Annotated in this window: 31 protein-coding genes and 1 pseudogene; 20 read left to right on the top strand and 12 right to left on the bottom strand. The window is 63.0% G+C overall.

The genetic code is table 11. The features are described from left to right. Window positions 1–47 precede the first annotated feature (47 nt). Genes QQK95_RS19665 through QQK95_RS19655 form a run of 3 tightly spaced genes read right to left on the bottom strand, consistent with a single transcriptional unit; the run spans window position 48 to window position 2,771 of the window. Window positions 48–1,313, bottom strand: a complete 1,266-nt coding sequence (locus tag QQK95_RS19665; protein ID WP_284275716.1) for a vWA domain-containing protein — start codon at window positions 1,311–1,313, stop codon at window positions 48–50. 4 nt (window positions 1,314–1,317) lie between these two features. Continuing rightward, window positions 1,318–2,247 carry an AAA family ATPase gene (locus QQK95_RS19660; RefSeq protein WP_284275715.1) on the bottom strand — a complete coding sequence of 310 codons (930 nt, stop codon included), beginning with the start codon at window positions 2,245–2,247 and terminating at the stop codon, window positions 1,318–1,320. Further along, the gene (locus QQK95_RS19655; protein WP_284275714.1) at window positions 2,244–2,771 is read right to left on the bottom strand and encodes a flavin reductase; all 528 of its coding nucleotides are present in this window, start codon (window positions 2,769–2,771) and stop codon (window positions 2,244–2,246) included. The genes QQK95_RS19660 and QQK95_RS19655 overlap by 4 nt, the downstream gene beginning before the upstream one ends. Window positions 2,772–2,953: 182 nt before the next feature. On the opposite strand from QQK95_RS19655, the gene QQK95_RS19650 reads away from it, so the two are divergent. Next, window positions 2,954–4,021: a branched-chain amino acid ABC transporter substrate-binding protein gene (locus QQK95_RS19650; RefSeq protein WP_284275713.1), complete on the top strand. Its 1,068-nt coding sequence runs from the start codon at window positions 2,954–2,956 to the stop codon at window positions 4,019–4,021. Continuing rightward, the gene (locus QQK95_RS19645) at window positions 4,021–5,040 is read left to right on the top strand and encodes a P1 family peptidase (RefSeq protein ID WP_284275712.1); all 1,020 of its coding nucleotides are present in this window, start codon (window positions 4,021–4,023) and stop codon (window positions 5,038–5,040) included. The genes QQK95_RS19650 and QQK95_RS19645 overlap by 1 nt, the downstream gene beginning before the upstream one ends. Before the next feature lie 9 nt (window positions 5,041–5,049). Here the strand turns inward: QQK95_RS19645 and QQK95_RS19640 are convergent, their stop codons facing one another. Further along, window positions 5,050–5,304 (bottom strand): DUF2171 domain-containing protein, encoded by a 255-nt coding sequence (locus QQK95_RS19640; RefSeq protein WP_284275711.1) that lies wholly within the window; start codon window positions 5,302–5,304, stop codon window positions 5,050–5,052. 132 nt (window positions 5,305–5,436) lie between these two features. Here QQK95_RS19640 and QQK95_RS19635 point away from each other — a divergent pair. The 4 genes and pseudogenes from QQK95_RS19635 to purB all read left to right on the top strand — a co-directional run. Then, window positions 5,437–6,000: pseudogene (locus QQK95_RS19635) on the top strand (DUF2259 domain-containing protein); the annotation flags it as partial. Continuing rightward, window positions 6,000–6,371, top strand: a complete 372-nt coding sequence (locus QQK95_RS19630) for a DUF2259 domain-containing protein (RefSeq protein ID WP_457920539.1) — start codon at window positions 6,000–6,002, stop codon at window positions 6,369–6,371. The pseudogene QQK95_RS19635 and the gene QQK95_RS19630, both read left to right, overlap by 1 nt. After that, window positions 6,368–6,886: a hypothetical protein gene (locus tag QQK95_RS19625; RefSeq protein WP_284275710.1), complete on the top strand. Its 519-nt coding sequence runs from the start codon at window positions 6,368–6,370 to the stop codon at window positions 6,884–6,886. The genes QQK95_RS19630 and QQK95_RS19625 overlap by 4 nt, the downstream gene beginning before the upstream one ends. Before the next feature lie 157 nt (window positions 6,887–7,043). Next, a complete protein-coding gene (gene purB, locus QQK95_RS19620) occupies window positions 7,044–8,351 on the top strand; it encodes an adenylosuccinate lyase (RefSeq protein ID WP_284275709.1) in 1,308 nt (435 codons plus the stop codon). Window positions 8,352–8,410: 59 nt separating this feature from the next. On the opposite strand, the gene QQK95_RS19615 is transcribed toward purB, so the two are convergent. After that, window positions 8,411–9,223 carry a VOC family protein gene (locus QQK95_RS19615; protein WP_284275708.1) on the bottom strand — a complete coding sequence of 271 codons (813 nt, stop codon included), beginning with the start codon at window positions 9,221–9,223 and terminating at the stop codon, window positions 8,411–8,413. A gap of 245 nt (window positions 9,224–9,468) precedes the next feature. Between QQK95_RS19615 and QQK95_RS19610 the strand changes: the two genes are divergently transcribed. After that, window positions 9,469–10,017 (top strand): RBBP9/YdeN family alpha/beta hydrolase, encoded by a 549-nt coding sequence (locus QQK95_RS19610; RefSeq protein WP_284275707.1) that lies wholly within the window; start codon window positions 9,469–9,471, stop codon window positions 10,015–10,017. A 165-nt stretch (window positions 10,018–10,182) separates the two neighbouring features. Continuing rightward, complete coding sequence (locus tag QQK95_RS19605; protein ID WP_284275706.1) at window positions 10,183–11,361, top strand: acyltransferase family protein; 1,179 nt, start codon at window positions 10,183–10,185, stop codon at window positions 11,359–11,361. Between the two features lie 38 nt (window positions 11,362–11,399). Here QQK95_RS19605 and QQK95_RS19600 read toward each other — a convergent pair whose 3' ends face one another. Further along, window positions 11,400–12,173, bottom strand: coding sequence for an HpcH/HpaI aldolase family protein (locus QQK95_RS19600; protein ID WP_284275705.1), 774 nt, complete (start codon window positions 12,171–12,173; stop codon window positions 11,400–11,402). 268 nt (window positions 12,174–12,441) lie between these two features. Further along, window positions 12,442–12,762: a DUF1476 domain-containing protein gene (locus tag QQK95_RS19595; RefSeq protein WP_010909104.1), complete on the bottom strand. Its 321-nt coding sequence runs from the start codon at window positions 12,760–12,762 to the stop codon at window positions 12,442–12,444. A gap of 275 nt (window positions 12,763–13,037) precedes the next feature. Between QQK95_RS19595 and purC the strand changes: the two genes are divergently transcribed. The 6 genes from purC to QQK95_RS19565 all read left to right on the top strand — a co-directional run bounded on the left by purC (window position 13,038) and on the right by QQK95_RS19565 (window position 16,559). Further along, window positions 13,038–13,832 carry a phosphoribosylaminoimidazolesuccinocarboxamide synthase gene (gene purC / locus QQK95_RS19590; RefSeq protein ID WP_010909103.1) on the top strand — a complete coding sequence of 265 codons (795 nt, stop codon included), beginning with the start codon at window positions 13,038–13,040 and terminating at the stop codon, window positions 13,830–13,832. Window positions 13,833–13,874: 42 nt separating this feature from the next. Next, complete coding sequence (purS, locus tag QQK95_RS19585) at window positions 13,875–14,117, top strand: phosphoribosylformylglycinamidine synthase subunit PurS (protein WP_284275996.1); 243 nt, start codon at window positions 13,875–13,877, stop codon at window positions 14,115–14,117. Window position 14,118: 1 nt separating this feature from the next. After that, window positions 14,119–14,787, top strand: coding sequence for a phosphoribosylformylglycinamidine synthase subunit PurQ (gene purQ / locus QQK95_RS19580; RefSeq protein WP_284275704.1), 669 nt, complete (start codon window positions 14,119–14,121; stop codon window positions 14,785–14,787). 70 nt (window positions 14,788–14,857) lie between these two features. Further along, window positions 14,858–15,523: a glutathione S-transferase family protein gene (locus QQK95_RS19575; protein WP_284275994.1), complete on the top strand. Its 666-nt coding sequence runs from the start codon at window positions 14,858–14,860 to the stop codon at window positions 15,521–15,523. Beyond that, window positions 15,520–15,927 carry a hypothetical protein gene (locus QQK95_RS19570; protein ID WP_284275703.1) on the top strand — a complete coding sequence of 136 codons (408 nt, stop codon included), beginning with the start codon at window positions 15,520–15,522 and terminating at the stop codon, window positions 15,925–15,927. The genes QQK95_RS19575 and QQK95_RS19570 overlap by 4 nt, the downstream gene beginning before the upstream one ends. A 2-nt stretch (window positions 15,928–15,929) precedes the next feature. Beyond that, window positions 15,930–16,559, top strand: a complete 630-nt coding sequence (locus QQK95_RS19565) for a Pr6Pr family membrane protein (RefSeq protein WP_284275702.1) — start codon at window positions 15,930–15,932, stop codon at window positions 16,557–16,559. A 21-nt stretch (window positions 16,560–16,580) separates the two neighbouring features. Here the strand turns inward: QQK95_RS19565 and QQK95_RS19560 are convergent, their stop codons facing one another. Next, window positions 16,581–16,832: a DUF1127 domain-containing protein gene (locus QQK95_RS19560; RefSeq protein ID WP_284275701.1), complete on the bottom strand. Its 252-nt coding sequence runs from the start codon at window positions 16,830–16,832 to the stop codon at window positions 16,581–16,583. A gap of 93 nt (window positions 16,833–16,925) precedes the next feature. Between QQK95_RS19560 and QQK95_RS19555 the strand changes: the two genes are divergently transcribed. Then, window positions 16,926–18,338 carry an aminotransferase-like domain-containing protein gene (locus QQK95_RS19555; RefSeq protein ID WP_284275700.1) on the top strand — a complete coding sequence of 471 codons (1,413 nt, stop codon included), beginning with the start codon at window positions 16,926–16,928 and terminating at the stop codon, window positions 18,336–18,338. 14 nt (window positions 18,339–18,352) lie between these two features. Here QQK95_RS19555 and QQK95_RS19550 read toward each other — a convergent pair whose 3' ends face one another. Beyond that, the gene (locus tag QQK95_RS19550) at window positions 18,353–18,517 is read right to left on the bottom strand and encodes a hypothetical protein (protein ID WP_284275699.1); all 165 of its coding nucleotides are present in this window, start codon (window positions 18,515–18,517) and stop codon (window positions 18,353–18,355) included. Window positions 18,518–18,761: 244 nt separating this feature from the next. On the opposite strand from QQK95_RS19550, the gene purL reads away from it, so the two are divergent. From purL to QQK95_RS19525, 5 genes are all read left to right on the top strand, one after another. After that, window positions 18,762–20,993: a phosphoribosylformylglycinamidine synthase subunit PurL gene (purL, locus tag QQK95_RS19545; protein ID WP_284275698.1), complete on the top strand. Its 2,232-nt coding sequence runs from the start codon at window positions 18,762–18,764 to the stop codon at window positions 20,991–20,993. Then, window positions 20,990–21,514: a hypothetical protein gene (locus QQK95_RS19540; RefSeq protein ID WP_284275697.1), complete on the top strand. Its 525-nt coding sequence runs from the start codon at window positions 20,990–20,992 to the stop codon at window positions 21,512–21,514. The genes purL and QQK95_RS19540 overlap by 4 nt, the downstream gene beginning before the upstream one ends. Window positions 21,515–21,634: 120 nt before the next feature. Further along, complete coding sequence (locus QQK95_RS19535) at window positions 21,635–21,868, top strand: BolA/IbaG family iron-sulfur metabolism protein (protein ID WP_010909092.1); 234 nt, start codon at window positions 21,635–21,637, stop codon at window positions 21,866–21,868. Between the two features lie 153 nt (window positions 21,869–22,021). After that, window positions 22,022–22,357 carry a Grx4 family monothiol glutaredoxin gene (grxD, locus tag QQK95_RS19530; RefSeq protein WP_010909091.1) on the top strand — a complete coding sequence of 112 codons (336 nt, stop codon included), beginning with the start codon at window positions 22,022–22,024 and terminating at the stop codon, window positions 22,355–22,357. Window positions 22,358–22,498: 141 nt separating this feature from the next. After that, on the top strand, window positions 22,499–23,767 hold the full coding sequence (locus tag QQK95_RS19525; protein WP_284275696.1) for a multidrug effflux MFS transporter: 1,269 nt from the start codon (window positions 22,499–22,501) through the stop codon (window positions 23,765–23,767). Window positions 23,768–23,777: 10 nt separating this feature from the next. On the opposite strand, the gene QQK95_RS19520 is transcribed toward QQK95_RS19525, so the two are convergent. The 3 genes from QQK95_RS19520 to ttcA form a co-directional block, all read right to left on the bottom strand. After that, window positions 23,778–24,185 (bottom strand): energy transducer TonB, encoded by a 408-nt coding sequence (locus tag QQK95_RS19520; protein WP_284275695.1) that lies wholly within the window; start codon window positions 24,183–24,185, stop codon window positions 23,778–23,780. Window positions 24,186–24,262: 77 nt separating this feature from the next. Next, a complete protein-coding gene (locus QQK95_RS19515) occupies window positions 24,263–25,090 on the bottom strand; it encodes an inositol monophosphatase family protein (RefSeq protein ID WP_284275694.1) in 828 nt (275 codons plus the stop codon). Then, entirely contained in the window at window positions 25,080–25,967 is an 888-nt protein-coding gene (gene ttcA / locus QQK95_RS19510; RefSeq protein ID WP_284275693.1) for a tRNA 2-thiocytidine(32) synthetase TtcA, read from the bottom strand. Before ttcA ends, QQK95_RS19515 begins: the two co-directional genes overlap by 11 nt. Window positions 25,968–26,050 lie beyond the last annotated feature (83 nt).

The raw sequence follows: 26,050 nt of genomic DNA, 5'->3' as shown, positions 1-26,050 counted from the left end.
TGCTTCTCTCAGGGTCTGTTTTTCCAGGGAGCCGGGAAAACATATGGCTACGCAGCGTGCCTCGCGCCAGCTTCCATCCATCGGCGCGGATCGACGGACTGTGCCGACTTCTTGTCAAGCGACGCGCAGAGGTCGGCGAGCGCATCGAGATTGTGGACCGAGCGGAATTCATCGACATGCGGCAGCATCGCCTTGACGCCACGGGCGCGCGCCTGAAAACCGTCGAAGCGCAGCAACGGGTTCAGCCAGATCAGACGCCGGCAGGATTTGTGCAGCCGCTCCATCTCCTCGGAAAGGCCGGCGACATCGTCGCGCTCCAGCCCGTCGGTGATCAAAAGCACGACCGCGCCCTGCCCCAGCACGCGCCGCGACCATATCAGGTTGAACTCGGCCAATGTGTCGCCGATGCGGGTGCCGCCGGACCAATCCTTGACCGCCGCCGAACAGTCGGCAAGGGCAGCATCCGGGTCGCGGTGGCGCATCTGACGGGTGAGATTGGTCAGCCGCGTGCCGAAGACGAAGGTGTGGACGCGGCGGCGCTTTTCCGTCAGCGCGTGCAGGAAATGCAGGAAAATGCGCGTGTATTGGCTCATCGAACCGGAAATGTCGGCCAGCACCACCAGCGGCGGATGGACTTCACGGGCCGAGCGGAATTTCGGCAGGATCAATTCACCGCCGGTGCGCGCGGCCGAGCGCATCATGGCGCGCGGGTCGATGCGGCGGCCATGCGCATCGGCCTTGAAACGCCTGGTCCGCACCATGTCGAAAGGCAGCCGCAACTCGGCGATGGCCTTCTTGGCATCCGCCATTTCGGCGGCGTTCATCTGGGCAAAGTCCTTGCCCCGCAACACCTCGTTGCCGGAAAAGGTGAAACGGGCATCGACCTCGATCTCAGGGACCTCCTGAGGCGGCTGGTTTTTCTGATGACCTTCGAACATCGCCTGGCTGACGCGGTTTTCGGCTGCGCGCGGCTTCTGCTTCTCCTTGACGTCGGGCGCCACCGGCGAGAACATCGCCAGCAGTTTCTCGATCAGTTCGCGCGATTTCCAAAACAGCCGGAAGGCCTCGTCGAAGACCGGGTGATCCTCGTGCCTGGACACCAGCACCGCATGCAGCGTCCAGTAGAAATCGTCGCGCGAGCCGATGCCGGCGGCCAGCACCGCCTCGATGGCATCCTTGACCGAGGCCGGCCCGACCCGCATGCCTGCCTTGCGCAAGGTTCGGGCGAAATAGACGATGTTGTCGGCGATGCGTCCGTCCGCCGTCGCCTCTTTGGGGTCGGCCTCCTTGGGGTAAGCACCCGGCGCCTTCATCGCGTTACTCCGCCGCCGCGAGCTCGGCCTTGACCTCGTCGAGGATGCGCCGGCCCTCGCCCGTGCCGATGCGGGCAATGTCGTCCTGGTATTTCAACAGCACGCCGATCGTGTCGGAAACAGTTTCCGGGTCGAGCGCCACCTTGTCGAGTTCGGTCAGCGCGCCGGCCCAGTCTATGGTCTCGGCGACGCCCGGCACCTTGAACAATTCGATCTGGCGCAGTTTCTGGATGAAGGAGACCACCTCCGCCGAAAGCCGCTGGTTGGCCCGCGGCACCTTGCGGCGCACGATCTCCAATTCGCGCTCGGCGTTGGGATAATCGACCCAGTGATACAGGCAGCGCCGCTTCAGTGCGTCATGGATCTCGCGGGTGCGGTTGGTGGTGATGATGACGATCGGCGGCTCTTCCGCCTTGATGGTGCCGAGTTCGGGCACCGTCACCTGGTAGTCAGAGAGGATTTCGAGCAGGAAGGCTTCGAAGGCTTCGTCGGTGCGGTCGAGTTCGTCGATCAGGAAGACCGGGGCCGCTCCCGTCTTGCCGGTCAGCGCATCGAGCACCGGGCGGCGGATCAGGTATTTTTCCGAGAAGACGTTGCGCTCCATGGCGGTGCGGTCGACCTTGCCGGCCGCCTCCTCCATGCGGATCTCGATCATCTGCGCGGCGTAATTCCACTCGTAGACGGCAGACGAAACGTCGAGCCCTTCATAGCACTGCAGCCGGATCAGCCGGCGGCCAAGCGCCTGCGCCAACACCTTGGCGATCTCGGTCTTGCCGACGCCGGCCTCGCCCTCGAGGAACAATGGCCGGTTCATGCGCAGCGACAGGAAAAGCACGGTCGCCAGCGACCGGTCCGCCACATAGTCCGCACCGGTCAAGAGATCGAGCGTCTCGTCGATCGTCCGCGGTACGGGGCGCGGTTCCAGTTCGGTCATTCTTTCTCCGTGAACGCCGCCGCTCCGCTGTCCAGGACGTGGTAGCCGCGAGCGTGGTAGATCAGCGGCCGCAAATTATCGCCCATGCGAAGGCCTGTCACCTTGCCAAAAAGCACACGATGGGTGGCCAGGTCCTTGGTGTCGATCAGTTCGCAGTCGAACACGGCGAGCGCGCCCTTCAGCGTCGGCGCGCCGGTGGAGATCACATCCCATTCGCCGAGCGCGAAACGCTCATCGACCGGCAGGCCGGTGATGCCGGAAAAGCCGACCGATAGCGGTTCCTGATGCGAAGCCAGCGTGTTCAGGGCAAACCGGCCGTTTTTCACGAACAGCTCATTCTTGGCATTTTCGCGGTTGAGACAGACCAGAATGGTCGGCGGCGTGTCCGACACCGAACAAGCAGCGATCACTGTCGTGCCGCGCTTGCCGGCGGGTCCGTCGGTGGTCACCACATGGACGTGGCCGGCAAAATGGCTCATCGCGTCGCGATAGGCCTGCGGTCCAATGTCATTCTTCTTCAGCACCGGAAATCGTCCATAGCCAGAACCCTACCGCTATATATGGCCAGACATGACATGCCACAAGCGAAGTGCTTGGCCCATATCCCCGAATTCGCGTGTTGCACCAAGGCCGGGCAGCCTTTAGGTCTTGGCGAGAATTGGCGCTCGCACTGTTGTCGCGGGCTTGGGAGGAACTCTTCGGCAGGATGCGACCCGGGGCAACGATATCCGCCGCACTGGCCTGGCTGTTCCTGGCCGGCGCCGCCAGCGCCCAGACGCTGACGATCGGCGTTGCCGCTCCGTTGTCGGGACCGTCAGCCATCCTCGGCAAGCAGATTGAGGCCGGTGCCAGGCTCGCGGCGCAAGCAAACGGCGTCGAACTCAAGACCGAGGATGATGCCTGCACCGCCGACGGGGGGGCAGCCGCGGCCAGGGTTTTTGCCGCGGCCAAGGTCAGTCTCGTGGTCGGCTTCCTCTGCACCGAAGCCATCGAGGCGGCGATGCCGATCCTCAAGGACGCCAACATCCCGGTCATCACCGTCGGCGTGCGGACCGAAAGCCTCACCGACCGTCGCGCCAAGACCGGCTGGCCGGTCTATCGCCTCGGGCCGCGTGGCGACGACGAGCGCAACGCCGTCGCCTCCACCCTCACCCACCTGTGGCAGAAGGAGCTGTTCGCCATCATCGACGACGGCACCATCTACGGGCGCGAGATGGCCGAGACCTTTCGCGCGGCGGCCGAGCAAGCGGCGTTGAAACCGGTGTTCGTGGACACGTTCCGGCCGCAGCTCGACAACCAGATAGGGATGATCGGGCGACTGAAGAAGGCTGGCGCCACCCATGTCTTTGCCGGCGGCGACGGTGACGACATCGCCATCATGGGCCGCGACGCCGCGCAACTACAGGCCGGCATCGTCTTTGCCGGCGGCGAAAATCTGCGCACGCCGCCCGGTGACGTGCCCTATGCGACGGGCACACTGATGATCGCGCCGCCCGAATGGGCCGATGTCGCCGACGCAAAGGTGCTGGAAAGCTTCTCCGCGCAAAAGATCGTGCCGGACGGCTACACGCTGCCGACCTATGCGGCGGTGGAGATCGCCAAGGCCGCATCGGCCTTGTCCCCGGACAAGCCGCTGATCGAGGCGCTGAGCGGGCATGATTTCACCACGGCGATAGGGCCGGTCCGCTTCGATGCCAAGGGCGACCTCAGCCAGAGCCCCTACCGCGTCTTCCGCTTCGACGGCACGCGCTTCGTGCCCTTGGAAAGCCATTGATGTTCCGCACCGGTCCTCGCAATCTGATCACCGACGTTGCCGGCCTGCGCGTCGGCAACGCCGCCGACGCCCGGCTGAAGTCCGGCGTGACGACTATCCTTTGCGACGAACCGGCGGTGGCCGGTGTCCAGATCCTGGGCGGCGCGCCGGGCACGCGCGAGACGGACCTTCTCGAACCGCACAATTCGATCGAGACGATCCATGCCGTGGTGCTGTCGGGCGGCTCGGCTTTCGGCCTCGACGCCGCGTCCGGCGTGCAAGCGGCGTTGCGCGAGCGCGGCATCGGCTTCGAGGTGGGCGGATTTCGCGTGCCGATCGTGCCGGCGGCGATTCTGTTCGACCTGCGCAATGGCGGCGACAAGGACTGGGGCCGTTATCCTCCCTACCGTGACCTCGGCTATCAGGCAGCACAATCCGCCGCCACCGATTTCCAGTTGGGCACGGCGGGTGCCGGCACCGGTGCCTTGACCGCCGGGCTGAAGGGCGGCCTTGGCTCCGCTTCGACGCTGCTGGACACCGGCGTCACCATCGGCGCGCTGGCCGCCGTCAATCCGACCGGATCGGTGACCGTCAGCCGCAGCCGCCATTTCTGGGCGGCGCCCTTCGAAATCGGCGACGAATTCGGCGGGCTCGGCTATCCCTTGCCAATGCCTGATGACGCGAAGAGAATCTCGCTGAAATACCGCGACAAGCATGCGGGCATGCAGATGGAAACCGGCGGCAACACCACCATCGCCGTCATTGCCACGGATGCGGTTCTCACCAAGGCCGCGGCGAAACGCCTGGCAATGTCGGCGCATGACGGCTTCGTGCGCGCCATCTGGCCGACGCACACGCCGGCCGACGGCGACCTTGTCTTCGCGCTGGCCACCGGTAAGAGCGGTATCCGGCTGGAAGCCGATGCGGCAATCGACCTCTATGCCGCGGCCGGCGCCACCATGGCCCGCGCCATCAGCCGCGGCGTGTTTGCCGCGACGCCAGCCGACAACGATCTGTTTCCCGTCTGGTCGTCGCGTTAAAGCTGTCGATCAGACCGGATCGGTTTTTTCTTCCTCGAACGTCACCGCCACATCGGAATTCGCCGACAGCCACACCTTCTTGCCATCAACTTCCGCAACCAGGGCCAGAGGAATGTAGTGGTGATGCCCCTTGTGAGCGCCCTCGCCGCTGTCGGCCTTGGTCAGCTTGATGCGCTGGCCGTCGACCTTGTCGACCGTGCCGACATGCACGCCATCGGCGCCGACGACTTCCATATGCTCGCGAATTTTGCTGGTGTCGGTCATGGTGGTTCTCCATTGGGACTGCCGACAATAACAAATGACGAGCCGATTGGATGCATAGGCTTTTGACCCGCACGACGTTTTGATTTCGTCGTGCTAGGGATTGCATCGATCCCGGCTGCCGGAGTGAAAAAGATGCGAATGCTTTTCCTGTTTGCCGTTTCCCTGGCCGCACAGCTTGGCGCGTCGATCGCCGCCCAGGCCGGCGATGTCGCCGACCTTGAAATCCTTGGCTTCAGCAAGGATGGCGGCGTGTTCGCCTTCGAGGAATACGGCGTCCAGGACGGGTCGGGCTTTCCCTATGCCAACCGCTATTACATCGACACGAGCGATGACAGCTTTCTCAAGGGCACGCCGATCAGGATCCGGCTCGACGACGAGAAAGCCAAACTGGACGCGGCGCGTCTTGAGGCCCGGCAAAAGGGCGAGGCCATTGTCAGCCAGGCCGAGTTGAGTGCCAATCGCGGCATCACCGCCGGTTTCAATCCGGTGACCGAGCTTTCGGCCGATCCGCACCGGATAGTGGTCAATCCGCGGCCAATCTTCTCTCCGGTCGACCAACCGCTCGAGTTCCGGCTGGACGAGATCGGCATGAACAACACCGAAGGCTGCGACAGCCAGGGCGAGATCAATGGCTTCCGGCTGCTGCGCGTCGCGGCGCAGGATGGCGGCACCACCAAACTGCTGCACGAGGACCGGTGACCGAGCTTTCGGCCGATCCGCACCGGATAGTGGTCAATCCGCGGCCAATCTTCTCTCCGGTCGACCAACCGCTCGAGTTCCGGCTGGACGAGATCGGCATGAACAACACCGAAGGCTGCGACAGCCAGGGCGAGATCAATGGCTTCCGGCTGCTGCGCGTCGCGGCGCAGGATGGCGGCACCACCAAACTGCTGCACGAGGACAAGTCGATCCCCAAGAGCCGCGGCTGCCCGAACGGCTACCGCATCGGTGCGGTCCAGACTTTTTCCATGGATAGCCTCAGCGCCTATGCGGTGCTGATCGCGGTACGCCAATATGGCTTCGAGGGTCCTGACTTCCGCTGGATCGCCGTGACCGGCCGCCTGTGACACCGCACGCCGCCATACTCAGCCGCAATTTGAACTTCGTCCGCCGCGCCTTGCCAGGGTGGGGCGCGACATTTTTCGGTTCGTTCTTGTGGGCAGCAACGATGGGCATGAGCGCGCTCATCAACCTGTTGCTGGATAATTGGGTGACGCCGGAGAAAATCCGCACCGTGTCGCTGCTGTTTGCGGGCGGCGGCGCGCTGGCCTTTCCGATCAGCCTGTTCGCCGCGCGGCTGGTCTCGCTCGGAAGGGGCCGGGAGGTCGCCTTCGCAGCGGCAATGGTGTGCCTTGCCGCCGCGACGATCGGGCTGACCACCGGGCTCTATGCCTTGCAGTACCGGTCCTACTATGCCGAATGGCATGCACCCGTCTTCACCCTCACCTGGGGGTTTCAGCTCGCCTTCACGATGGCGGTGGCGTCCTACCAGTTCGTGGTGTTGGGCATCAGGCTCTATTTTCCGCTTGGGTTCATCGCCTTGTTCGCCGCCAGCCTCTGGTTTGCACAGCAGCAGCGTTGAGCATTTTGTCTGTCTCTGTTAGGAGGCGGGCTAACCCAGAGCGGGTCGGCGTTTTGTAGAACCGCCGACCCGCTCTAACTCCTTTTTTTCGCAATTCCCGTGGGAAAACCGCTGCACACTTTTCCCGGAATTGCTCCAGACACATCAGGACTGACCGATGATCCTTCGCTATTCCCGGCCGGAAATGGTCGCCATCTGGTCGCCCGAAACCCGGTTTCGCATCTGGTTCGAGATCGAGGCCCATGCCTGCGATGCACTGGCCGAACTCGGCGTCATCCCGAAGGAAGCGGCCAAAACCATTTGGGAAAAGGGCGGCGCCGCGAAATTCGACGTCGAGAAGATCGACGAGATCGAGCGCGTCACCAAGCATGACGTCATCGCCTTCTTGACCCATCTCGCCGAATTCGTCGGACCGGACGCGCGTTTCATCCACCAGGGCATGACCTCTTCGGATGTCCTGGACACCTGCTTTGCCGTCCAGCTTACCCGAGCCAGCGACATCCTGCTCGCCGACATTGACGGCCTGCTTGCAGCGCTCAAGCGCCGTGCGTTCGAACACAAGGACACCGTCACCATCGGCCGCAGCCACGGCATCCACGCCGAGCCGACAACCTTCGGCATCAAGCTGGCGCAGGCCTATGCCGAATTCTCGCGCTGCCGCGAGCGGCTGGTGCATGCACGCGAAGACATCGCCACCTGCGCCATATCAGGGGCGGTCGGCACCTTCGCCAACATCGAACCCTATGTCGAGGAGCATGTCGCGGCAAAGCTCGGGCTGAAGCCGGAACCGGTGTCGACGCAAGTGATCCCGCGCGACCGCCACGCCATGTTCTTTGCCACGCTCGGCGTCATCGCCTCGTCGATGGAGCGGCTGGCGACCGAGATCCGGCATCTGCAGCGCACTGAGGTGCTGGAAGCGGAAGAGTATTTTTCGCCCGGCCAGAAAGGCTCGTCGGCAATGCCGCACAAGCGCAATCCGGTGCTGACGGAAAACCTCACCGGCCTCGCCCGCATGGTGCGCTCCATGGCGCTGCCAGCGATGGAGGATGTAGCGCTCTGGCATGAGCGCGATATCTCGCACTCCTCGGTCGAGCGGATGATCGGTCCGGACGCCACTGTGACGCTGGATTTTGCGCTGTCACGGCTGACCGGCGTCGTCGACAAGCTCGTCGTCTATCCCGAGAACATGCTGAAGAACATGAACAAGTTCCGCGGCCTGGTGCATTCGCAGCGCGTCATGCTGGCGCTGACGCAGGCCGGCCTGTCGCGCGAGGACTCCTACCGGCTGGTGCAGCGCAACGCCATGAAGGTGTGGGAGCAAGGCGCTGATTTTCTTGAGGAACTTTTGGCCGACAAGGAAGTGACCGCCGCGCTGCCCGAGGCGGAAATCCGCGAGAAATTCGACCTCGGCTACCACACCAAGCACGTCGACACGATTTTCAGGCGGGTGTTTGGGGAGGCTTGAGGCGAGCTTTCCTTCTCCCCGTCACTATACGGGGAGAAAGACGCTGTACCGAAGTCAAATCACGCCTTGCCAGGCACAGTCCTGATCACCGTGCCCCAGGGATCCTCACGGGTCGTTTCGCCGGTCACATTGTCCGAACGCATCTCGACCCAGGCGAGGCCCGAGCGCGACGGATCGCGACGGCCGGCGCCGGCGCTCTGCCAGGCATTGGCGCCGATGTGGTGGTGGTAGTGGCCTGACGACAGGAACACCGCTTGGCCGCCATACCTGGCCACCGTATCAAAGCCGAATTCCTGGTTCCACCAGGCTTCCGCCTCTTCCGGCCTGCCGACGCGCAGATGGACATGGCCTACAATGCTGTTTTCCGGCGCGCCTTGCCAGCCCGCATCACCCGCCGGCACTTCGCCGACGACGGCAGGAATGTTCAGCCGCTCGGTCGCCATGGCAATTTTGTCACCGCTCCACTTCCAGTCCTGCGGCCGGCGGTCGGCATAGATCTCGATGCCGTTGCCTTCAGGGTCGGTCAGGTAGAGCGCTTCGCTGACCAGATGGTCCGAAGCCCCTTCGATGGCGATCTTGTCCGATATGGCGTGGTTGATCCAGCGGCCGAGATCGGCGCGGCTGGGCAGCAGGAAGGCCGTGTGGAACAGGCCGGCGCTGCGCGGATCGTCAGGCTTGGCGGAGGCATCCGGCTCGAGGACCAGCAGCGGACGGCTGCCGGCGCCGAGCGTGATCGCGCCGTCGGCACGGCTCAATTCCTGCAGGCCGACGACCCTGCGGTAATAGGCGGCTAGGCTTTCGGCATCACGCGCCTTCAGCCCGACTCGAGCAACGCTCACCGGCGTGGTGGCGGCAAATGGCAATTCGCTCATCGTTGTCTCCGTTGCGGCAACGCTTGATGAAGCTCCCAATGCCAGGAGCCCGGCGCCGCCGATCATTGTACGTCGTGTCAGCGCCAAAATCCCGGTCTTCCACGGCTGTTTCTCTCGTCATGACAGATCGTCCATCGCGATCGTTCACACAAGATGGCGAAAAGCGAACATGGTGTTCACTATTATGAGCCAATGCGTGCCCATCAACGGTTGCATGAGGCAATCGCGCTCGCTATCTCAGCACCATGAAAGTCAAAGACACAGATATCCTGATCGTCCCGGGCTACACCAATTCCGGGCCAGAGCATTGGCAGACCCGCTGGCAGTCGAAACTGTCGACTGCGCGTCGCGTCGAGCAGGCCGAATGGTCAAAGCCGGTGCGCGAGGACTGGACGGCCAGCGTGGCCAAGGCGGTCAACGAGGCCGAGAAGCCTGTCGTCATCGTCGCGCATTCGCTGGGTGTGGCTGCGGCCGTGCAGGCCATCCCGCAATTCGTCAGACCGGTCGCCGGCGCCTTCTTCGTGGCGCCGCCCGATGTCGCCAACCCCAGGATCAAGCCGAAGCACCTGATGACCTTCGGCCCGTACCCGCGCGAGCCGCTGCCTTTTCCGTCGATCGTGATCGCCAGCCGCAATGACCCGTTCTGTGCCTTCGATGTCGCCGAGGACATAGCCGGCGCCTGGGGTTCGCTATTCATCGATGCCGGCGAGACCGGTCATCTCAACCAGGATTCGGGCTTCGGTCCCTGGCCCGAAGGCTCGATGACCTTCGCCAAATTCCTGACGGATCTCTGAATCCCGCCTAAGTCGGCGCGGAGAGTCCCTGGAGAAACCGCCGAGCTCCAATAAACAATAATTTAAGGCGGCTCGCGATACTTCTTACGCGCGGCGAACTCCGTTCGCCGTGTAAGTGCGATGTTGCTCAATAACAATTCGTCACGCTCAAACGAGGGTAAGCGCTTGCGCAAGGACGCTTCGCTCGAATTCTTGAGAGGCGCCGCGGCGCTTATCGTTCTGAATGGGCATATTTTGCGTGCCTTTGCGCCGTCGGCGGCGGGCGGCGACGCAGACAACGCCGCGCAATCGCTCCGGACGAGTCTGGCGTTTATCGCCTTTAATGGCGGCTCTGCCGTCTACTTGTTTTTGGTCCTGTCTTCCTATGTGCTTGTGAAGCGCTATTTTCAGACCCGCGAGGCACAAGATCTACTGCTGGGTGCGATGAAGCGTTTGCCTCGTCTGGCCGGACCAGTGCTTGTCACGGTTCTGGCATCCTGTGTCATCTTCAAGCTCGATCTGTATTTCTTCCAGGATGCGGCTGCGATCACCCAATCCGAGTGGCTGGGCAGATTCGGCAATGCCTCAAAGGTGCTGTCGCCGGAGACAGCGAGTTTCTCCGACGCGTTCCTGCAAGGGGCCTGGCGCACGTTCATCTACGGCGACAAATATTATGACAGCAGCCTGTGGACCATGACGGTCGAGTTCTGGGGGAGCATGCTGACCTTCGCCCTCGCCCCAATCGTCTTCTTTCTCCTGGGCCGCTGGACGTTGCTCTTCTGGGTCTGCACAGCAGCAGCCGTGTTCCTGGCGCTGCAAGTCAGTTTCTTTTTCTGTGCCTTTCCGGCCAGCCTCATGCTCTATCCTCTTCTCGCCATGGGTTTGCGTCCGAACCGCTGGGTAAGAGGCGCCATGGTGATCGCTTCCCTTGCACTGCTGGGCTATGCGGGGAGTGCCGTCGGCATTTACCGGCCCTTTGCGCTGCTCGAGACCGCGGTTTCCGATGATGAAGGCCTGCGGCAAGCCTGCGTAGCCATCCCGGCAAGCATCATGTTGGTCTACGCGGTGCTGAGTGTGGATGAGCCGCCATCATGGCTCTCGGGCAAGGCGGCACGTTTCCTGGGCGACCTGTCTTTCCCGCTCTACCTCGTGCATGTACCCGTTATCTGCTCGCTGGGGTCATGGGTGCTGTTGGCAAGCGGCTCCACCGCACTCGGTGCCGCCGCCGCCATACTGGGTTCGATCCTCGTGGCGTTGCCGCTGATGGCCTTCAACAACTGGTGGGTTCAGGCGCTCGGCGCCCTGTTCAACAGGTTCAGGCGCGGCGGTCCTATGGCCGCGGCGCCTGCTGCAGCGGGCGTCTGACCGCCCGGCGCGGTGACGGCAGTTCGTCCGGTTCGGATTCAGGCCCCTATCGAATCCTTGATGTCCTTCAGCAGAGTCCTTGCCCCCAGCGAAATCAACGCATGCTCGGAGCCGGTGGCGAGCAGGCGATAACCCATCGAGACGACACGACCGGCAATCGCCGGTTCGACGACATAGATCGCGGCATGCTTTCCGGCCTTTCGGGTGCGCTCGGCCACCGACGCCACCGTCTCCATCATGCTTTCCAGCGTCGAACTGACCGTGGCGCCATTGGTCCAGGCGATCGAGAAATCCGACGGCCCGAGGAAGATGCCATCGATGCCCGGCGTGTCGAGAATGCCGTCGAGCGCGTCGAGCGCGGCGCGCGTCTCGACCATCGCAAAAGCCATCGTGCGCTGGTTGGTGTCGCGCAGCCACTCGGCATGGTCGCCCTTGCCGTGGCGCGGAAAGGCGTAGGTGGGGCCCCACGAGCGCTCGCCGAGCGGCGGATATTTCATCGCCGCGGCGAACAGCTTTGCATCGGCCACCGAATTCACCATCGGCGCGATCACCGCCTCGGCGCCGAAATCGAGCGCCCTGCTTGCCATGTCGAAACGGCCGACCGGGATGCGCACCAGCGCCGGCTTGTTTGCGGCAAGCACTGGCAAGAGACCGCGCAGCACGCTGTCCTCGTGATGGCCGCCATGCTGCATGTCGAGCGTGATGGCATCGAAGCCCTGTTTGGCGAGGATCTCGACAGTCAGGGCGTCCGGCACTCCGGACCAGGCGGTGACCAGCGTTTCATCGGCGGCAAGGCGGGACTTCAGGGACATCTAATCTCTTTCCTCGTTGACATCGCATCGACCCGAAAATCGCTTCGATTTTCGGAAAGCCCGATGCGAAAACGCTAACAGCGTCAGAGCGTACTTCGTGCGTCCAAAAGGACGCACGTCGCTCTAATACAGTTTCAGCCGGAAACCACGGCAAAGGCAAAGAAAAACCGCCCGGCTTGGCCGGGCGGTCGATTGGTCCAGTCATTCCTTTTGCCGCAGGTTCCGTCGCAAAACCGGGACGCTTTTGCGAAACCTGCGCCGGCCCGGATCAGGTGTTCTTGATCTGCTCGATCGCCTGCGCCATCAGTTCGTCCATGGTGCGGCGGATCTGGTGGTCCGACTGCTCGACGCCGGCGGCATCGAAATCCTTGCGGATCTTGCGGAACACGTCGTGATCGCCGGCCTCCTCGATATCGGAAACAACGACTTCCTTGGCATAGGCATCGGCGTCGGCACCCGACTTTCCGAGTTTTTCGGCGGCCCACAGGCCGAGCGCCTTGTTGCGGCGCGCCGACGCCTTGAACCGAAGCTCTTCGTCGAATGCAAATTTGCGCTCGAAACCTTCTTCGCGATCTTTCATGCTGCTCATGGCGTCCCTCCGGGTCAAATCCGATTCGTTGGCAAGAGATATGTGTGTTGCCAAAGCACAAACCAAAAGGTCGCGAGCCGGTCAATACGCTTCGTCATATGCTGCGCTGCGGCATTTCAGTCCCGAAAGCGGTTGATTGGACGGATTTGCCGATTGAGCAAACGGTGTGATTGGGATAGACCCGGCATTGAACCCAACCGTCGCCGCACTAATATAGGCAGACGGACAGGAACTGGTCGCTTGCCGCCTGCCCGCAAATCCAGAGAAAAAATCAGATGAAAAATCGCCGCCGCATTTATGAAGGCAAGGCCAAGATCCTCTATGAGGGACCAGAGCCGGGTACGCTCATCCAGTTCTTCAAGGATGACGCAACTGCTTTCAACAAAAAGAAACACGAGGTCGTCGACGGCAAAGGCGTGCTCAACAACCGCATTTCCGAGCACATCTTCAACCATTTGAACCGCATGGGCATCCCGACCCACTTCATCCGCCGGCTCAACATGCGCGAGCAGCTGATCAAGGAAGTCGAGATCATCCCGCTCGAAGTGGTGGTGCGCAACGTCGCCGCCGGCTCGCTGTCCAAGCGCCTCGGCATCGAGGAAGGCACCGTCCTGCCGCGCTCGATCATCGAATTCTACTACAAGGCCGACGCGCTCGACGATCCGATGGTGTCGGAAGAGCACATCACCGCCTTCGGCTGGGCAAGCCCGCAGGAGATCGACGACGTGATGGCGCTCGCCATCCGTGTCAACGATTTCCTCTCCGGCCTGTTCATGGGCGTCGGCATCCAGCTCGTCGACTTCAAGATCGAATGCGGCCGCCTGTTCGAGGGCGACATGATGCGCATTGTCGTCGCCGACGAGATTTCGCCGGACTCCTGCCGCCTGTGGGACGTGGCGACGCAGGACAAGCTCGACAAGGACCGTTTCCGCCGCGACATGGGCGGCCTCGTCGAGGCCTACCAGGAAGTCGCCCGCCGCCTCGGCATCATGAACGAGAATGAGCCGCCGCGCCCGACCGGTCCGGTGCTTGTCGCCTCGACCGATGTCGTCAAAGGCAAGCCGCACTGATAGCGGCTTGCGATCCATACTTAGAACAGGAGCATGTCCAGCGTGATCAAGGCCCGCATTACCGTCACCCTCAAGAACGGCGTCCTCGACCCGCAAGGCAAGGCGATCGAACACGCGCTGTCCGGTATGGGCTTCGGCGGCGTCGGCGCGGTGCGGCAGGGCAAGGTGTTTGACGTCGAACTGGCGGAAAGCGACAAGGCCAAGGCCGAGGCCGATCTGAAAGCCATGTGCGACAAGCTGCTGGCGAATACGGTGATCGAGAATTACGCGGTGGAGATAGCCTAACGTGAAGTCCGCTGTCGTCCTCCTGCCTGGCCTCAACCGCGACCGCGACATGATCGCGGCGCTGACCAAGATTTCGGGAAAACCGCCGGTTACCGTCTGGCAGACCGACACTGAAATCCCTGACGTCGACCTGATCGCCATCCCAGGCGGCTTCTCCTTCGGCGACTATCTGCGCTGCGGCGCGATCGCCGCGCGCATGCCGGTGATGCGGGCCGTCGCTGAAAAGGCCGCGAAGGGCGTGGCGGTGATCGGCGTCTGCAACGGCTTTCAGATTTTGGTCGAGGCCGGCCTGCTGCCAGGGGCGCTCATGCGCAACACCTCGCTGAAGTTCGTCTGCCGGCAGATCAAGCTCGAGGTCACCAACGCCAACACCATGTTCACCCGCCGCTACCAGCCGGGCCAGATCATCCGCTCGCCGGTGGCGCATCATGACGGCAATTACTTCGCCGATGCCGAAACCCTTGCCCGCCTCGAAGGCGAAGGCCAGGTGGTGTTCCGCTATGCCGAGGGCACCAACCCCAATGGCTCGATCAATGACATTGCCGGTATCATCAACGAACAAGGCAACGTGCTTGGCCTGATGCCGCATCCGGAAAACCTGATCGAAGCCGCCCATGGCGGCAGCGACGGCCGTGCGCTGTTCGAAGGCGCGCTCGGCATCGCCGCTTGACGATCTCAGCCGCGAATGCGGTAAGCTTTACAAGGACATCACGTCCATTGCTCTGGGGAGAGAGACGGTCATGAAACTCTATTCGCGGCCGTTGTCGCCCTACTCGTCGATCGTGCGGGCCCTGGCCTATATCAAGGAGGTGCCGCTCAAGATCATCGCGCCGCCGCCGGGTTTTCCGATCCCCGAAGCGTTTCGCGCCATTTCGCCGATGAACCGGATCCCGGTGCTGATCACCGGCTCGGGCGAAACCATCGTCGAATCGGTGGTCATTGCCGAATATCTCGAGGAACGGTTTCCGGAACCGGCGCTGCTGCCGCCCGATTCCAAGGATCGCGCGCTGGTGCGCATGTTCGCCCGCATCACCGATCTCGACGTGCTGACGCCGACGATGAAGCTTTTCGAGCTGCATTTCGTGCCGAAGCGCGACAATGCCGAGATCGACGCCCAATTCGCCCGCCTGCACCACGGGCTGGCGGCGATCGAGGCGCGCATGGCGCAAGGCCCCTTCGCGCTCGGCAACGACATCAGCTTTGCCGACGCCTGGCTGACGCCGACCCGGTTCATCTTCAACAATTTCCGCGCCATGACAGGCCGCCACGACCTGCTCGACGCCTATCCCAAATTCGATGCCTACGAGCAGATCGCCTCGCAGCATCCGGCCTTGTCGCGGGTCTGGGGCGAAATGACCGATGGCTTGAAGATCTTTCTGTCCGAACTCGAGATGGGTGCCGCTTGATCAAGAGCAAGACGATCGTTCTCATCGCAGCGGCAGGCTTTGCCCTGACGTCATGCCAATCGACCCCGAAGAGCACGCCCGTGCCTTCGGGCAAGAGTGCGGCACTGCTGGCCATGGAACAGGTGGCGATATCTGCCCACAAATGCTGGATCGCCAGCAAGGATCCGGCCTTCAAGCAATATCAGATGGCCAATGAATTGAATTCGTTCAGCGGCACGCCGCGTTTCCTTCTGGTGCCGGCCAAGCATTATGGCGGCAAGCCGCTTCTGGTCGTGCAGGCTCAAGGCAATTCGAGCCGTGTCGACGTGTTCGGACCACTGATGAACGACCCGCTCGGCGCACGCATCGGTTCCGACATTGCCCGCTGGCAGACGGGCAATCCCGCCTGCGCCGCGACCGCCTGACCATGGGCCGTTTCCTGCAGATCGCGGGGCTGGCCATCGGTCTGGCCGGCCTCATCCTGCAGTTCTGCATCACCGTTCCGGCATCGATGGAGGCGGGCCGCAGCCTGCTCGGCTCGATCGTGTTCTACTTCAGCTTCTTCACCATCCTGACCAACATTGGCGCTGTGCTGGTGTACACATCGCTACTGTCATCCACCGGTTATGCCTGGCTGCCGGCCTTCGCCGGGCCGCGGATGCGTGCGGGTGTCGCGGTTTCGATCACCCTCGTCCTCATTGTCTACGCCACCGTCCTGGCAAGGCTCTGGCAGCCGCAAGGCCTGTTCCTGCTCTGCGATGTGCTGCTGCACTATGTGACGCCGGCGCTGTTCGTGCTGTGGTGGCTGGTAGCAGGGGCCGAGGGCAGAACGAGGTGGAGCGACATTTCCTGGTGGGTGCTCTACCCCATCGCCTATCTTGTCTATGCGCTGGTACGGGCACCGATCGCGGGCGAGGTACCCTACCCTTTCCTCGATGTCGCCAAGAACGGTACCGCCAGCGTCGCCTTTGCGGCATTGGCGATCACCGCGCTGTTCCTGGCGATCTCCATCATTGCCGTTTTTATCGATCGCGGCATCGGCCATCGCGGCGCCTAACGCGTCCGATAAGATTGGCCCTTATTCCCAAAAGCGCCTGATGCCCTCGCGATGGGCATCGCAACGGGAGATGCCGATATCCTTGAGCTGATCGTCGGTCATCTCCAGCAATGCCAACCGGCCGCGCCGGCGCTCCAGCAAATGGCCGATGCATCGTGCCAGCGACCCGACCACCCGCACCAGACGGCCGACAAAGCCTCGCTGGCCGGACGGGCGCAGCGCCTCGCCAGGAAACGTAGCTCTGGAATGACGGATTGTCGCGATTGTATCCATTTTCTTTCTGCCAAGACTCTCAATTGCACCCTTTTTGGTGCGCGATTGATATGTATTGACTCATGTTTCGGTGCAATATAGAAAATTGTCACCATGACAAATTGGCTTCCAGATCTGACCGGCGGCGCCGGACCGCTCTACCAACGCCTTGCGGACTCCGTTGAAGCGGGCATCGACCAGGGCGTGATCGGCACCGGGACAAAACTGCCGCCGCAGCGCGATCTTGCCTACGACATCGGCACCACGGTCGGCACGGTCGGCCGGGCCTACCAATTGCTGCGCGAGCGTGGGCTGGTGAGCGGCGAAGTCGGGCGTGGAACCTATGTGCTGGGCCGGCGCGCCGAGGGCGTGAAACCGGAGGCGCCCGATGTCAGCGTGGAAGGCACGCGCTATGTCGATGCGCCTCAGGACAAGCTGCGTTTCGACAGCACGGCGGCGCCCGATGTCGGCCAGGGCACCGATGTCGCCGATGTGCTGTCGCGCACCGCGCGGGACCATCCCCATGAAATCTCAAGCTACACGCGTGATTTTCCTGGCCGCTGGTACGAAGCCGGCGCTCGCTGGCTGTCGCGAAACGCGTTTCGTCCGGCCGCCGACAGCATCGTTCCGACTCTCGGCACCCATGCCGCGGTGATGGCGGCGATCGCAGCACTCACCACGCCTGGCGACTATGTCGCCTTCGAACACCTCACCTATTCGCAGATCTCCCGCAGTGCCGGGCTGATCGGCCGACGCACCGCACTGGTGGCGTCGGATGACCAAGGCCTCGACCCGGCCGATTTCGAGCGCGTTTGCGCGCAAAAGCATCCGAGGATGATCTTCCTGATGCCGACGGCGCAAAATCCGACGCTGACGACACTGTCCGCCGCGCGCCGCGAGGCGATCGCGCATGTCGCGCGCGAATACAACGTCATCCTGATCGAAGATGATCTTTACGGCCACCTGACCGACGATCCGACACCTTTGCTCGCTGAATATGCCCCGGAGAGAACCATCGTCGCCGGCGGCCTGTCGAAATCGGTGGCGGCCGGAATCCGCGGCGGCTGGCTCTCCTGCCCTCCCGCCTATCGCCACCGGATCCGCATCGCCCACAAGATGATAACCGGCGGCATGCCCTTCCTGCTGGCGGAGGTGAATACAAGGCTGGTGCTCTCCGGTCAGGCCAGCGATATCCGCAAGCGCAGCATCGCCGAAATCAGCGCCCGCATCGCGATCGTGCGCGAGACCTTGGCCGGCTTCGCGTTCAAGTCACACGACAAGGTGCCCTTTGTCTGGCTGACTTTGCCCGACCCATGGCTTTCCGGCACCTTCAAGAATGCCTGCCTGGAACACGGCGTGCTGATCGACGACGAGGACGAATTCAAGGCCGGCCGCTCGGAACAGGTCTTTCACGGCGTCCGCTTCGGCACCTCGCAGCCGAGACAACGCGGCGATGTCGCCAACGGCGTCGCCGTCATCCGGCGCCTGCTCGACGAAGGCCGCGCCGGCTATGACAGCTTCTCCTGAGAGAACCGAACGGATCAGCCCTCGGCCTTGAAGTTTCTGGCTTCCTCCCTGGCCTTGTCCTTGCCGTGCTTTTCGGCCAGTTCCTTGGCCTGTCCGGGCGAAACGTCGGTGGTTTCCGCGATATCCAGAGCCTCCTTGTCCGAGAGGCGATTGTCTTTCTTGCCTTGCTTGGTAGCCATGGTCTGATCTCCTGAAGGGTTACAACCCAACGGCCGGGATAGCCATAGCGTTCCCATTCGGCTTTGCATTCCTCACGGATCACCGCTGGCCCGACGAGCGCCTGAAAGCTCCCGGTGCGGGCCTAACGCGGCCATCACCTTGTTGCTTTCTGTCTTTTTTCGCTCATCGACGGGTGTATCGGCCGCAAAGCTTGCGATAAGAGGGGACTCAAAATCCCCGCTCCATGGACATAAATCGCCGCCCATGACCATTTCCAATTCCGTGCCGATCACCCCAGAGCTCATTGCCGCGCATGGGCTGAAGCCTGACGAATATCAGCGAATCCTCGAACTCGTCGGGCGCGAACCGAGCTTTACCGAGCTCGGCATCTTCTCGGCGATGTGGAACGAGCACTGCTCCTACAAATCCTCCAAGAAATGGCTGCGCACGCTGCCCACCACTGGACCGCAGGTCATCCAGGGGCCGGGCGAGAATGCCGGCGTGGTCGACATCGGTGACGGCGACTGCGTCGTCTTCAAGATGGAAAGCCACAACCACCCCTCCTTCATCGAACCCTATCAAGGTGCGGCGACCGGCGTCGGCGGCATCTTGCGCGACGTCTTCACCATGGGCGCACGGCCGATCGCGGCGATGAACGCGCTGCGCTTCGGCGCGCCCGACCATCCCAAGACCAGGCATCTCGTCGCCGGCGTGGTTTCGGGCGTTGGCGGCTACGGCAATTCCTTCGGCGTGCCGACGGTTGGCGGCGAGGTCAATTTCGATGCCCGCTACAACGGCAACATCCTGGTCAACGCTTTTGCCGCGGGCCTTGCCAAGACCAATGCCATCTTCCTGTCGGAAGCCAAGGGCGTCGGCCTGCCGGTCGTCTATCTCGGCGCCAAGACCGGCCGCGACGGCGTCGGCGGCGCCACCATGGCGTCGGCCGAGTTCGACGACAAGATCGACGAGAAGCGGCCGACCGTGCAGGTCGGCGACCCCTTCACCGAGAAGTGCCTGCTCGAGGCCTGCCTCGAACTGATGGCCTCGGGCGCCGTCATCGCCATCCAGGACATGGGCGCGGCCGGCCTCACCTGTTCGGCGGTCGAGATGGGCGCCAAGGGCGACCTCGGCATCGAGCTCGATCTCGACAAGGTGCCGGTGCGCGAAGAGCGCATGAGCGCCTATGAGATGATGCTGTCGGAAAGCCAGGAGCGCATGCTGATGGTGCTGCGCCCAGAGAAGGAAAAGGAAGCCGAGGCGATCTTCCACAAATGGGGCCTCGACTTCGCCATTGTCGGCAAGACCACCGACGATCTGCGCTTCCGCGTGCTGCACCAGGGCGACCAGGTCGCCGATCTGCCGATCAAGGATCTCGGCGACAAGGCGCCGGAATATGACCGCCCCTGGATCGAGCCGAAGAAGCCGGCGCCGCTTGCCGCCAACGACGTGCCGCAGGCTGATGTCGCCGATGCACTGCTGAAGCTGCTCGGCGGACCGGACCTGTCGTCGCGCCGCTGGGTGTGGGAACAGTATGACACTCTGATCCAGGGCAATTCGCTGCAGCTTCCCGGCGGCGATGCCGGCGTGGTGCGGGTGGAAGGCCATGCGACCAAGGCGCTCGCCTTCTCGTCGGATGTGACGCCGCGCTATTGCGAAGCCGATCCCTATGAAGGCGGCAAGCAGGCTGTGGCCGAATGCTGGCGCAACCTGACCGCCACGGGCGCACTGCCGTTGGCCGCCACCGACAACCTCAATTTCGGCAACCCGGAACGGCCCGAGATCATGGGCCAGCTGGTCGGCGCGGTGAAGGGCATTGGCGATGCCTGCCGCGCGCTCGGCTTCCCGATCGTGTCGGGCAATGTCTCGCTCTACAACGAGACCAATGGCCAGGGCATCCTGCCGACTCCGACCATCGGCGGCGTCGGCCTCATCGCCGACTGGTCGAAGATGGTACGCACCGGCTTTGCCGCTGAGGGTCAGATGATCCTGCTGGTCGGCGCGCCCGCCTCCTGGGGCACGCATCTTGGCCAGTCCGTCTATTTCAGGGACATCCATGGCCGCACCGACGGTCCGCCGCCGCCGGTCGACCTCGCGCATGAGAAGCGTGTCGGCGACCATGTGCGCTCGCTGATCGCGTCCGGCATCGTCACCGCGGCGCATGACGTTTCCGATGGCGGTATCGCCGTGGCGCTCGCCGAAATGGCGATGGCGTCAGGCATCGGCGCGACCGTTCCCGGCCTTGTCGGCACCGATCCGATCCCGGTCTGGTTCGGCGAGGATCAGGGCCGCTATCTGCTGACACTGTCGATCGACCCGCATGGCGAGGAATGGGACGCCATCCGCAAGCAGCAGGGCGAACTCGACATCTTCGCGCCGTGGATCGGCTCGACCGGCGGCGATGCGTTGAAACTCGGCGATGCCAGGGCGATCCCGGTCAGCGATCTGAAGGCCGCCCATGAAGGCTGGTTCCCCCGTTTCATGGACCAGGCCAGTTGAGCACACTGGCTGCCCGGGCGCTGCTTGCAGTCGTTTTCTGGCCGTCGCTGTTCTTCTTCTGGTTCCTCGGGCCGTTCGTCTTCTTCCTGTTGTCGACGACCTCGAGCGAGGTTTGCCCGAGGCTGGAAACCCGTGCCGAGTTCCTTCACGCCGCCAACGGCGCGCTTCCGATGCTGGTGCTGCAGAACCTCTTCTACGTGGTTCCCATCGTCTGCCTGGTGCTTTGGAACCGGCTTCTGCCCGAGCCGGTGCGGGCAAGCCGGGTCGTTACCTGCATCAAGCTTTTCGCCGTCGCGGCCGTGCTGGGGGCCTTGTGGGAGTATGGCTCCTCACTTGTCTGCGATGGCTACGGCCAGCCGTTCTTCTCGCCCGTCTGGCAAATGACCAGTTACCTGCCGATCGCCAATCTTGCGGTCAACATCCCCCTCTATGTTCTGGTCTTCAGCCTTGGCCGCACTTTCTCGATGCGCGAAGACGACCCTGCGGCTGATGCGGTCGATCCGGATGGGAATGCGTCCTAGCGACAATCGCGCCGGTGCTGGACGGAACGGCTTCAATCGCGGCCGGAAAGGCTTTAGTTTAACCCGACTCTCATCGCACGGGCGGCCACGCTGCCGCCCGCCCGAAACAGGAATTATGCAATGGCAATGGATGCCCACGACATCGAAAAACTGATCAAGGACGGCATTCCGGACGCCAAGGTGACGATCCGCGACCTCGCCGGCGACGGCGACCACTATGCGGCTGAAGTCGTCGCCGAGAGCTTCCGGGGAAAAAGCCGCGTCCAGCAGCACCAGATGGTCTATGACGCGCTGAAGGGCAATATGGGCGGCGTGCTGCACGCACTGGCGCTGCAGACCAGCGTTCCCGACTGAGGCCGTTCCGGCCAACACCCGCTTGGCCCAAACCCGCCCATCCTTTGCGCCATTTCGGCCATGGCGCGGCTAATGTCTTGTTTCGGGCAACCTATGGGTTTATTTGAAAGACATGCTTCGAGCCTGACTCCCACAGGCGTGAAAGGATATTCCATGAGCGGTATCAACGACTACATCGACAATGAAGTGAAGGGCAACGACGTCGTGCTTTTCATGAAGGGCACACCCGGTTTCCCGCAGTGCGGTTTTTCCGGCCAGGTCGTCCAGATCCTCGACTATATCGGCGCCGACTACAAAGGCGTGAATGTCCTGGATTCGGCTGAACTGCGCCAGGGCATCAAGGACTATTCCAACTGGCCGACGATCCCGCAGCTCTACGTCAAGGGCGAATTCGTCGGCGGCTGCGACATTGTCCGCGAGATGTTCCAGGCCGGCGAGTTGCAGACCTTCCTGGTCGAAAAGGGCGTCAGCGTCAAAGGCGCCGCCTGATTTCGGTTCTGGGCATGTCGTAAGACTGCACAGAACACCGGGGGCAGCCCCACCTCGGCAATTTATGTCCCGGTATCGGGACCAAGACGAGCCAATGCGCCGGCCCGCCGGCGCGTTTTCGTTTGAGAGATCGGACTTGCCGTGGACCAGCAATCGACAGCGCCGCAATCGGCAAGCAAACTGCCTATTCCGCGCTGGGAGTTCATTGCGCTGTGCGCTGCGCTGATGGCGCTGAATTCGCTGGCCATCGACATCATGCTGCCGGCGCTGCAGCAGATCGGCGCCTCGCTCGGCGTCGAGAATGAAAACCACCGGCAATATGTGGTCACCGCCTACATTCTGGGTTTTGGTGGCGGCCAGCTGTTCTTCGGGCCGATCTCCGACCGGTTCGGCCGCCGCTCGCCGCTCGTCGCCGGGCTGATCATCTATGTCGCGGCGGCCGCCGCCGCGGCCATCGCGCCAAGCTTTGAAACGCTGCTGATATGCCGCGCCGTGCAAGGCATCGGCGCGGCCGCCACGCGCGTCATCGCGGTCTCGATCGTGCGCGATACGTTCGAAGGCCGGCGCATGGCGGAGGTGATGTCGCTGATCTTCATGGTGTTCATGGCCATACCGGTCATTGCGCCGGGCATCGGCCAGTTCATCATGCTGTTCGCGACCTGGCACTACATCTTCGTCACCATGGCCGTCGGCGCGCTGATCGTGTCGGCGTGGTCGCTGCTGCGCCTGCCTGAAACGCTGCGCCCCGAATATCGCCGCCAACTGACGGTTTCCTCCGTCGTCGGTGGATTCCGCATCGTGCTCACCAACCGCATCGCGCTCTGCTATGCCTTTGCCAGCACCTTCATCTTCGCCGCCATGTTCGGCTTCATCGCCTCGGCGCAGCAGATCTATGTCGACATCTTCAACGTCGGCGAGATGTTCCCGGTGATCTTCGCCGGGGTGGCCGGCGTGCTCGCCTTCTCCAATTTTCTAAACTCGCGCCTTGTCGGCCGCATCGGCATGCGCCGGCTATCGCAAAGTGCGTTGTTGCTGTTTCTGGTCATCAGCCTGGCCTGGCTGGTGGTTTCGCTGGAAATCAAGATGCCGCTCTGGCTGTTCATAACCTTCTTTGCCAGCGCCATGCTTCCCTTCGGTGCGCTTGGCGCCAATTTCAACGCGTTGGCCATGGAGCCGCTCGGCCAACTGGCCGGCACGGCGTCGTCCATACTGGGCTTCATGCAGACGTTTCTCGGCGGCATTCTCGGCACGCTGATCGGCCAGGCCTTCAACGGCACGGTGACGCCGCTTGCCGCCGGCTTCTGCAGCGTCTCGGTCGCGGCGCTGCTGATGATCCTCATCGCCGAGCGCGGCAAGATGTTCCAGCCGCACAATCCACCCATTTCAGGGCATGTCACCGACCTGCATTAGACGATGAGCGTCAGGATGCACCTTCACGCGCCGCCGTGAAGCGAGGCGCGAGCATACGCCCGGCGATTGCTCCGCCCATACTGTCCGAAAAGGGCAATGGCAGAGCGTCGTCGAGCGCCTTGAGGATGGATGCCACGAAGGCCCGGCTGAGTTGCGGATCGGTCCCCAGATCCGAATAGGTGGCGCGAGGCTTACCGATCAGAGTGCCGTTGCGGCGAAGCGAGAACTGCAGCGTCAGCGACATGCCCGCGGTTCCCGCCGGCGGCTTCCAGCAGGCATAGATTGCCTCCGACATCTCCTTGAGGGTGGTCACGGGATCGGTGCTGTGGCAGAGGCGCTCTTGCGCGATTGCCGCGTTGGCGCTTGCAAACAAGACGGCAGCAAGAGCCGCCGCAAGAATTGCGAACCGAGATTTCATTCAAGAGAACCCCGCGAGAGCACCAATTCGTTGGCCGCGTTAACCCGACGGTCAAGCGCTGGCCGCAAGACGCGATCCTACCCAGCCCACAGTTCGCGGCGCAACTCCTGCCAGCTTTCCCGGTCGGGCGCGACCAGCAGGCCGCCGCCGACATGCGACGGCAAATAGGCTGTGCCGTCGAAGCGCGCGGCATGGCCGCCGGCTTCGGCATGGATCAGCACACCGGCGAGATGATCCCAGGGCATCAGCTTGTTGTAGACGACGAAATGGCCATGGCCGCTCGCCAGCAAGCGGTATTCGTGGGCGGCGCAGCGGTAATTGAACTGCGACAGCGTCTTGGTCTGGTTGCAGGCCAGCCGCGTGCGGTCGGGCTCGGCCATGTACTGCCAGGAGACCGCGCCGGTCATCTGCGAGATCGGCGCGCTTGCGGCAACCTGCACCTTCTCAAGGCTGCCATGCGCATGGCGGATATGACTGCCGGCGCCCTTGGCACCGATCAGCCAGTCCTTGCCGACCGGATCGTGGATGATGCCGGCGACCGTCTCGCCCTTGACCACGACGCCAAGCATGACGCCGAACAGCGGCACGCCGGAGGCGAAATTGAAGGTGCCGTCGACCGGATCGATGACGAAGGCCAGATCGGCCTCGCCCAGTCCGTCGAGCAGCGCCGGATCGTCGGAACAGGCTTCCTCGCCGACGACCATGGCGCCGGGATAATGCTGGCGCAGCTTGGCTGTGATCAGTCGCTCGGCATTGACATCGGCTTCCGTCACCAGATCGGCGGCTGAGGTCTTCTGCCTGATGTCGCCGTCGCCCAGCCGGCGAAAGCGGGGCATGATTTCAGTGTCGGCGGCCTCGGCCAGCAGGCTGGCCAGCCAGTCGATCGCGTTGTCGTCAAATGTCATCTGAAGCGTCTTGTCCTGTGATGAGGGTCTGGTTCAGGGCGGCGAAATCGAACAGTTTCCTGTCGAGCAGGTGCGACGGCCTGGTGTTGGTAAGGGCACGGATCATGGTGTCCTTGCGGCCGGGCATGCGCCTTTCGATATCTTCCAGCATCGCCTTCATGGCGTTGCGCTGGAGACCTTCCTGGCTGCCGCAGAGGTCGCAAGGGATGATCGGGAACCGCATCGCCGCAGCGAATTTCTCGAGGTCGATCTCGGCGCAGTAGCTCAGCGGCCGCAGCACCATGACGTCGCCTTCGTCGTTGAGCAGCTTTGGCGGCATGGCGGCGAGACGGCCGCCATGGAACAGGTTCATGAAGAAGGTCTCGAGAATGTCCTCGCGATGATGGCCGAGCACCAGCGCCGAGCACCCCTCCTCGCGCGCGATGCGGTAGAGATGGCCGCGCCGCAGCCGCGAGCAGAGCGAGCAATAGGTGCTGCCTTGCGGCAGCTTGTCGGTGACCACCGAATAGGTGTCCTGATACTCGATTCGGTGGGCAATACCGTTGGCGTCGAGATAGTCGGGCAGGATGTGCTTGGGGAAATTCGGCTGGCCCTGGTCAAGATTGCAGGCCAGCAATTCGACCGGCAGCAGCCCGCGCCATTTGAGGTCCAGCAGCGTGGCAAGCAGGCCGTAGGAATCCTTGCCGCCCGACAGCGCGACCAGCCAGCGCTGGCCCGGCTCCACCATCGAGAAATCCTCGATCGCCTGGCGGGTCAGACGCAGCAGCCGCTTGCGCAATTTGTTGAACTCGACCGAGGACGGCACATCAGCGAACAGCGGATGGGAGCCGCCTTCGGCGGCCGGTTCAAGCGTCTCGATGTCTGGCTGCATGTTCATGGCGCGGCGGCCCCGGGATGTGGTGTCCGCCCGGATTAGCGCATCGGCCGGAAAATCGAAACGGCAAAGCGGGATGCGCCAAA

This window comes from Mesorhizobium huakuii, from assembly GCF_030160235.1.
Lineage (GTDB): Bacteria > Pseudomonadota > Alphaproteobacteria > Rhizobiales > Rhizobiaceae > Mesorhizobium > Mesorhizobium huakuii.
Note: the sequence above shows the minus strand (reverse complement) of the source record. Positions and strands in the feature narration are given on the sequence as shown.

Bases quoted from the DNA above. Each gene is read 5' to 3' on its own strand.
- QQK95_RS19665 (WP_284275716.1), bottom strand. From the start codon at position 1,313: ATGAAGGCGCCGGGTGCTTACCCCAAGGAGGCCGACCCCAAAGAGGCG.
- QQK95_RS19660 (WP_284275715.1), bottom strand. From the start codon at position 2,247: ATGACCGAACTGGAACCGCGCCCCGTACCGCGGACGATCGACGAGACG.
- QQK95_RS19650 (WP_284275713.1), top strand. From the start codon at position 2,954: ATGCGACCCGGGGCAACGATATCCGCCGCACTGGCCTGGCTGTTCCTG.
- QQK95_RS19645 (WP_284275712.1), top strand. From the start codon at position 4,021: ATGTTCCGCACCGGTCCTCGCAATCTGATCACCGACGTTGCCGGCCTG.
- QQK95_RS19640 (WP_284275711.1), bottom strand. From the start codon at position 5,304: ATGACCGACACCAGCAAAATTCGCGAGCATATGGAAGTCGTCGGCGCC.
- purB (WP_284275709.1), top strand. From the start codon at position 7,044: ATGATCCTTCGCTATTCCCGGCCGGAAATGGTCGCCATCTGGTCGCCC.
- QQK95_RS19615 (WP_284275708.1), bottom strand. From the start codon at position 9,223: ATGAGCGAATTGCCATTTGCCGCCACCACGCCGGTGAGCGTTGCTCGA.
- QQK95_RS19610 (WP_284275707.1), top strand. From the start codon at position 9,469: ATGAAAGTCAAAGACACAGATATCCTGATCGTCCCGGGCTACACCAAT.
- QQK95_RS19600 (WP_284275705.1), bottom strand. From the start codon at position 12,173: ATGTCCCTGAAGTCCCGCCTTGCCGCCGATGAAACGCTGGTCACCGCC.
- QQK95_RS19595 (WP_010909104.1), bottom strand. From the start codon at position 12,762: ATGAGCAGCATGAAAGATCGCGAAGAAGGTTTCGAGCGCAAATTTGCA.
- purC (WP_010909103.1), top strand. From the start codon at position 13,038: ATGAAAAATCGCCGCCGCATTTATGAAGGCAAGGCCAAGATCCTCTAT.
- QQK95_RS19575 (WP_284275994.1), top strand. From the start codon at position 14,858: ATGAAACTCTATTCGCGGCCGTTGTCGCCCTACTCGTCGATCGTGCGG.
- QQK95_RS19565 (WP_284275702.1), top strand. From the start codon at position 15,930: ATGGGCCGTTTCCTGCAGATCGCGGGGCTGGCCATCGGTCTGGCCGGC.
- QQK95_RS19560 (WP_284275701.1), bottom strand. From the start codon at position 16,832: ATGGATACAATCGCGACAATCCGTCATTCCAGAGCTACGTTTCCTGGC.
- QQK95_RS19555 (WP_284275700.1), top strand. From the start codon at position 16,926: ATGACAAATTGGCTTCCAGATCTGACCGGCGGCGCCGGACCGCTCTAC.
- QQK95_RS19550 (WP_284275699.1), bottom strand. From the start codon at position 18,517: ATGGCTACCAAGCAAGGCAAGAAAGACAATCGCCTCTCGGACAAGGAG.
- purL (WP_284275698.1), top strand. From the start codon at position 18,762: ATGACCATTTCCAATTCCGTGCCGATCACCCCAGAGCTCATTGCCGCG.
- QQK95_RS19535 (WP_010909092.1), top strand. From the start codon at position 21,635: ATGGCAATGGATGCCCACGACATCGAAAAACTGATCAAGGACGGCATT.
- grxD (WP_010909091.1), top strand. From the start codon at position 22,022: ATGAGCGGTATCAACGACTACATCGACAATGAAGTGAAGGGCAACGAC.
- QQK95_RS19520 (WP_284275695.1), bottom strand. From the start codon at position 24,185: ATGAAATCTCGGTTCGCAATTCTTGCGGCGGCTCTTGCTGCCGTCTTG.
- QQK95_RS19515 (WP_284275694.1), bottom strand. From the start codon at position 25,090: ATGACATTTGACGACAACGCGATCGACTGGCTGGCCAGCCTGCTGGCC.
- ttcA (WP_284275693.1), bottom strand. From the start codon at position 25,967: ATGAACATGCAGCCAGACATCGAGACGCTTGAACCGGCCGCCGAAGGC.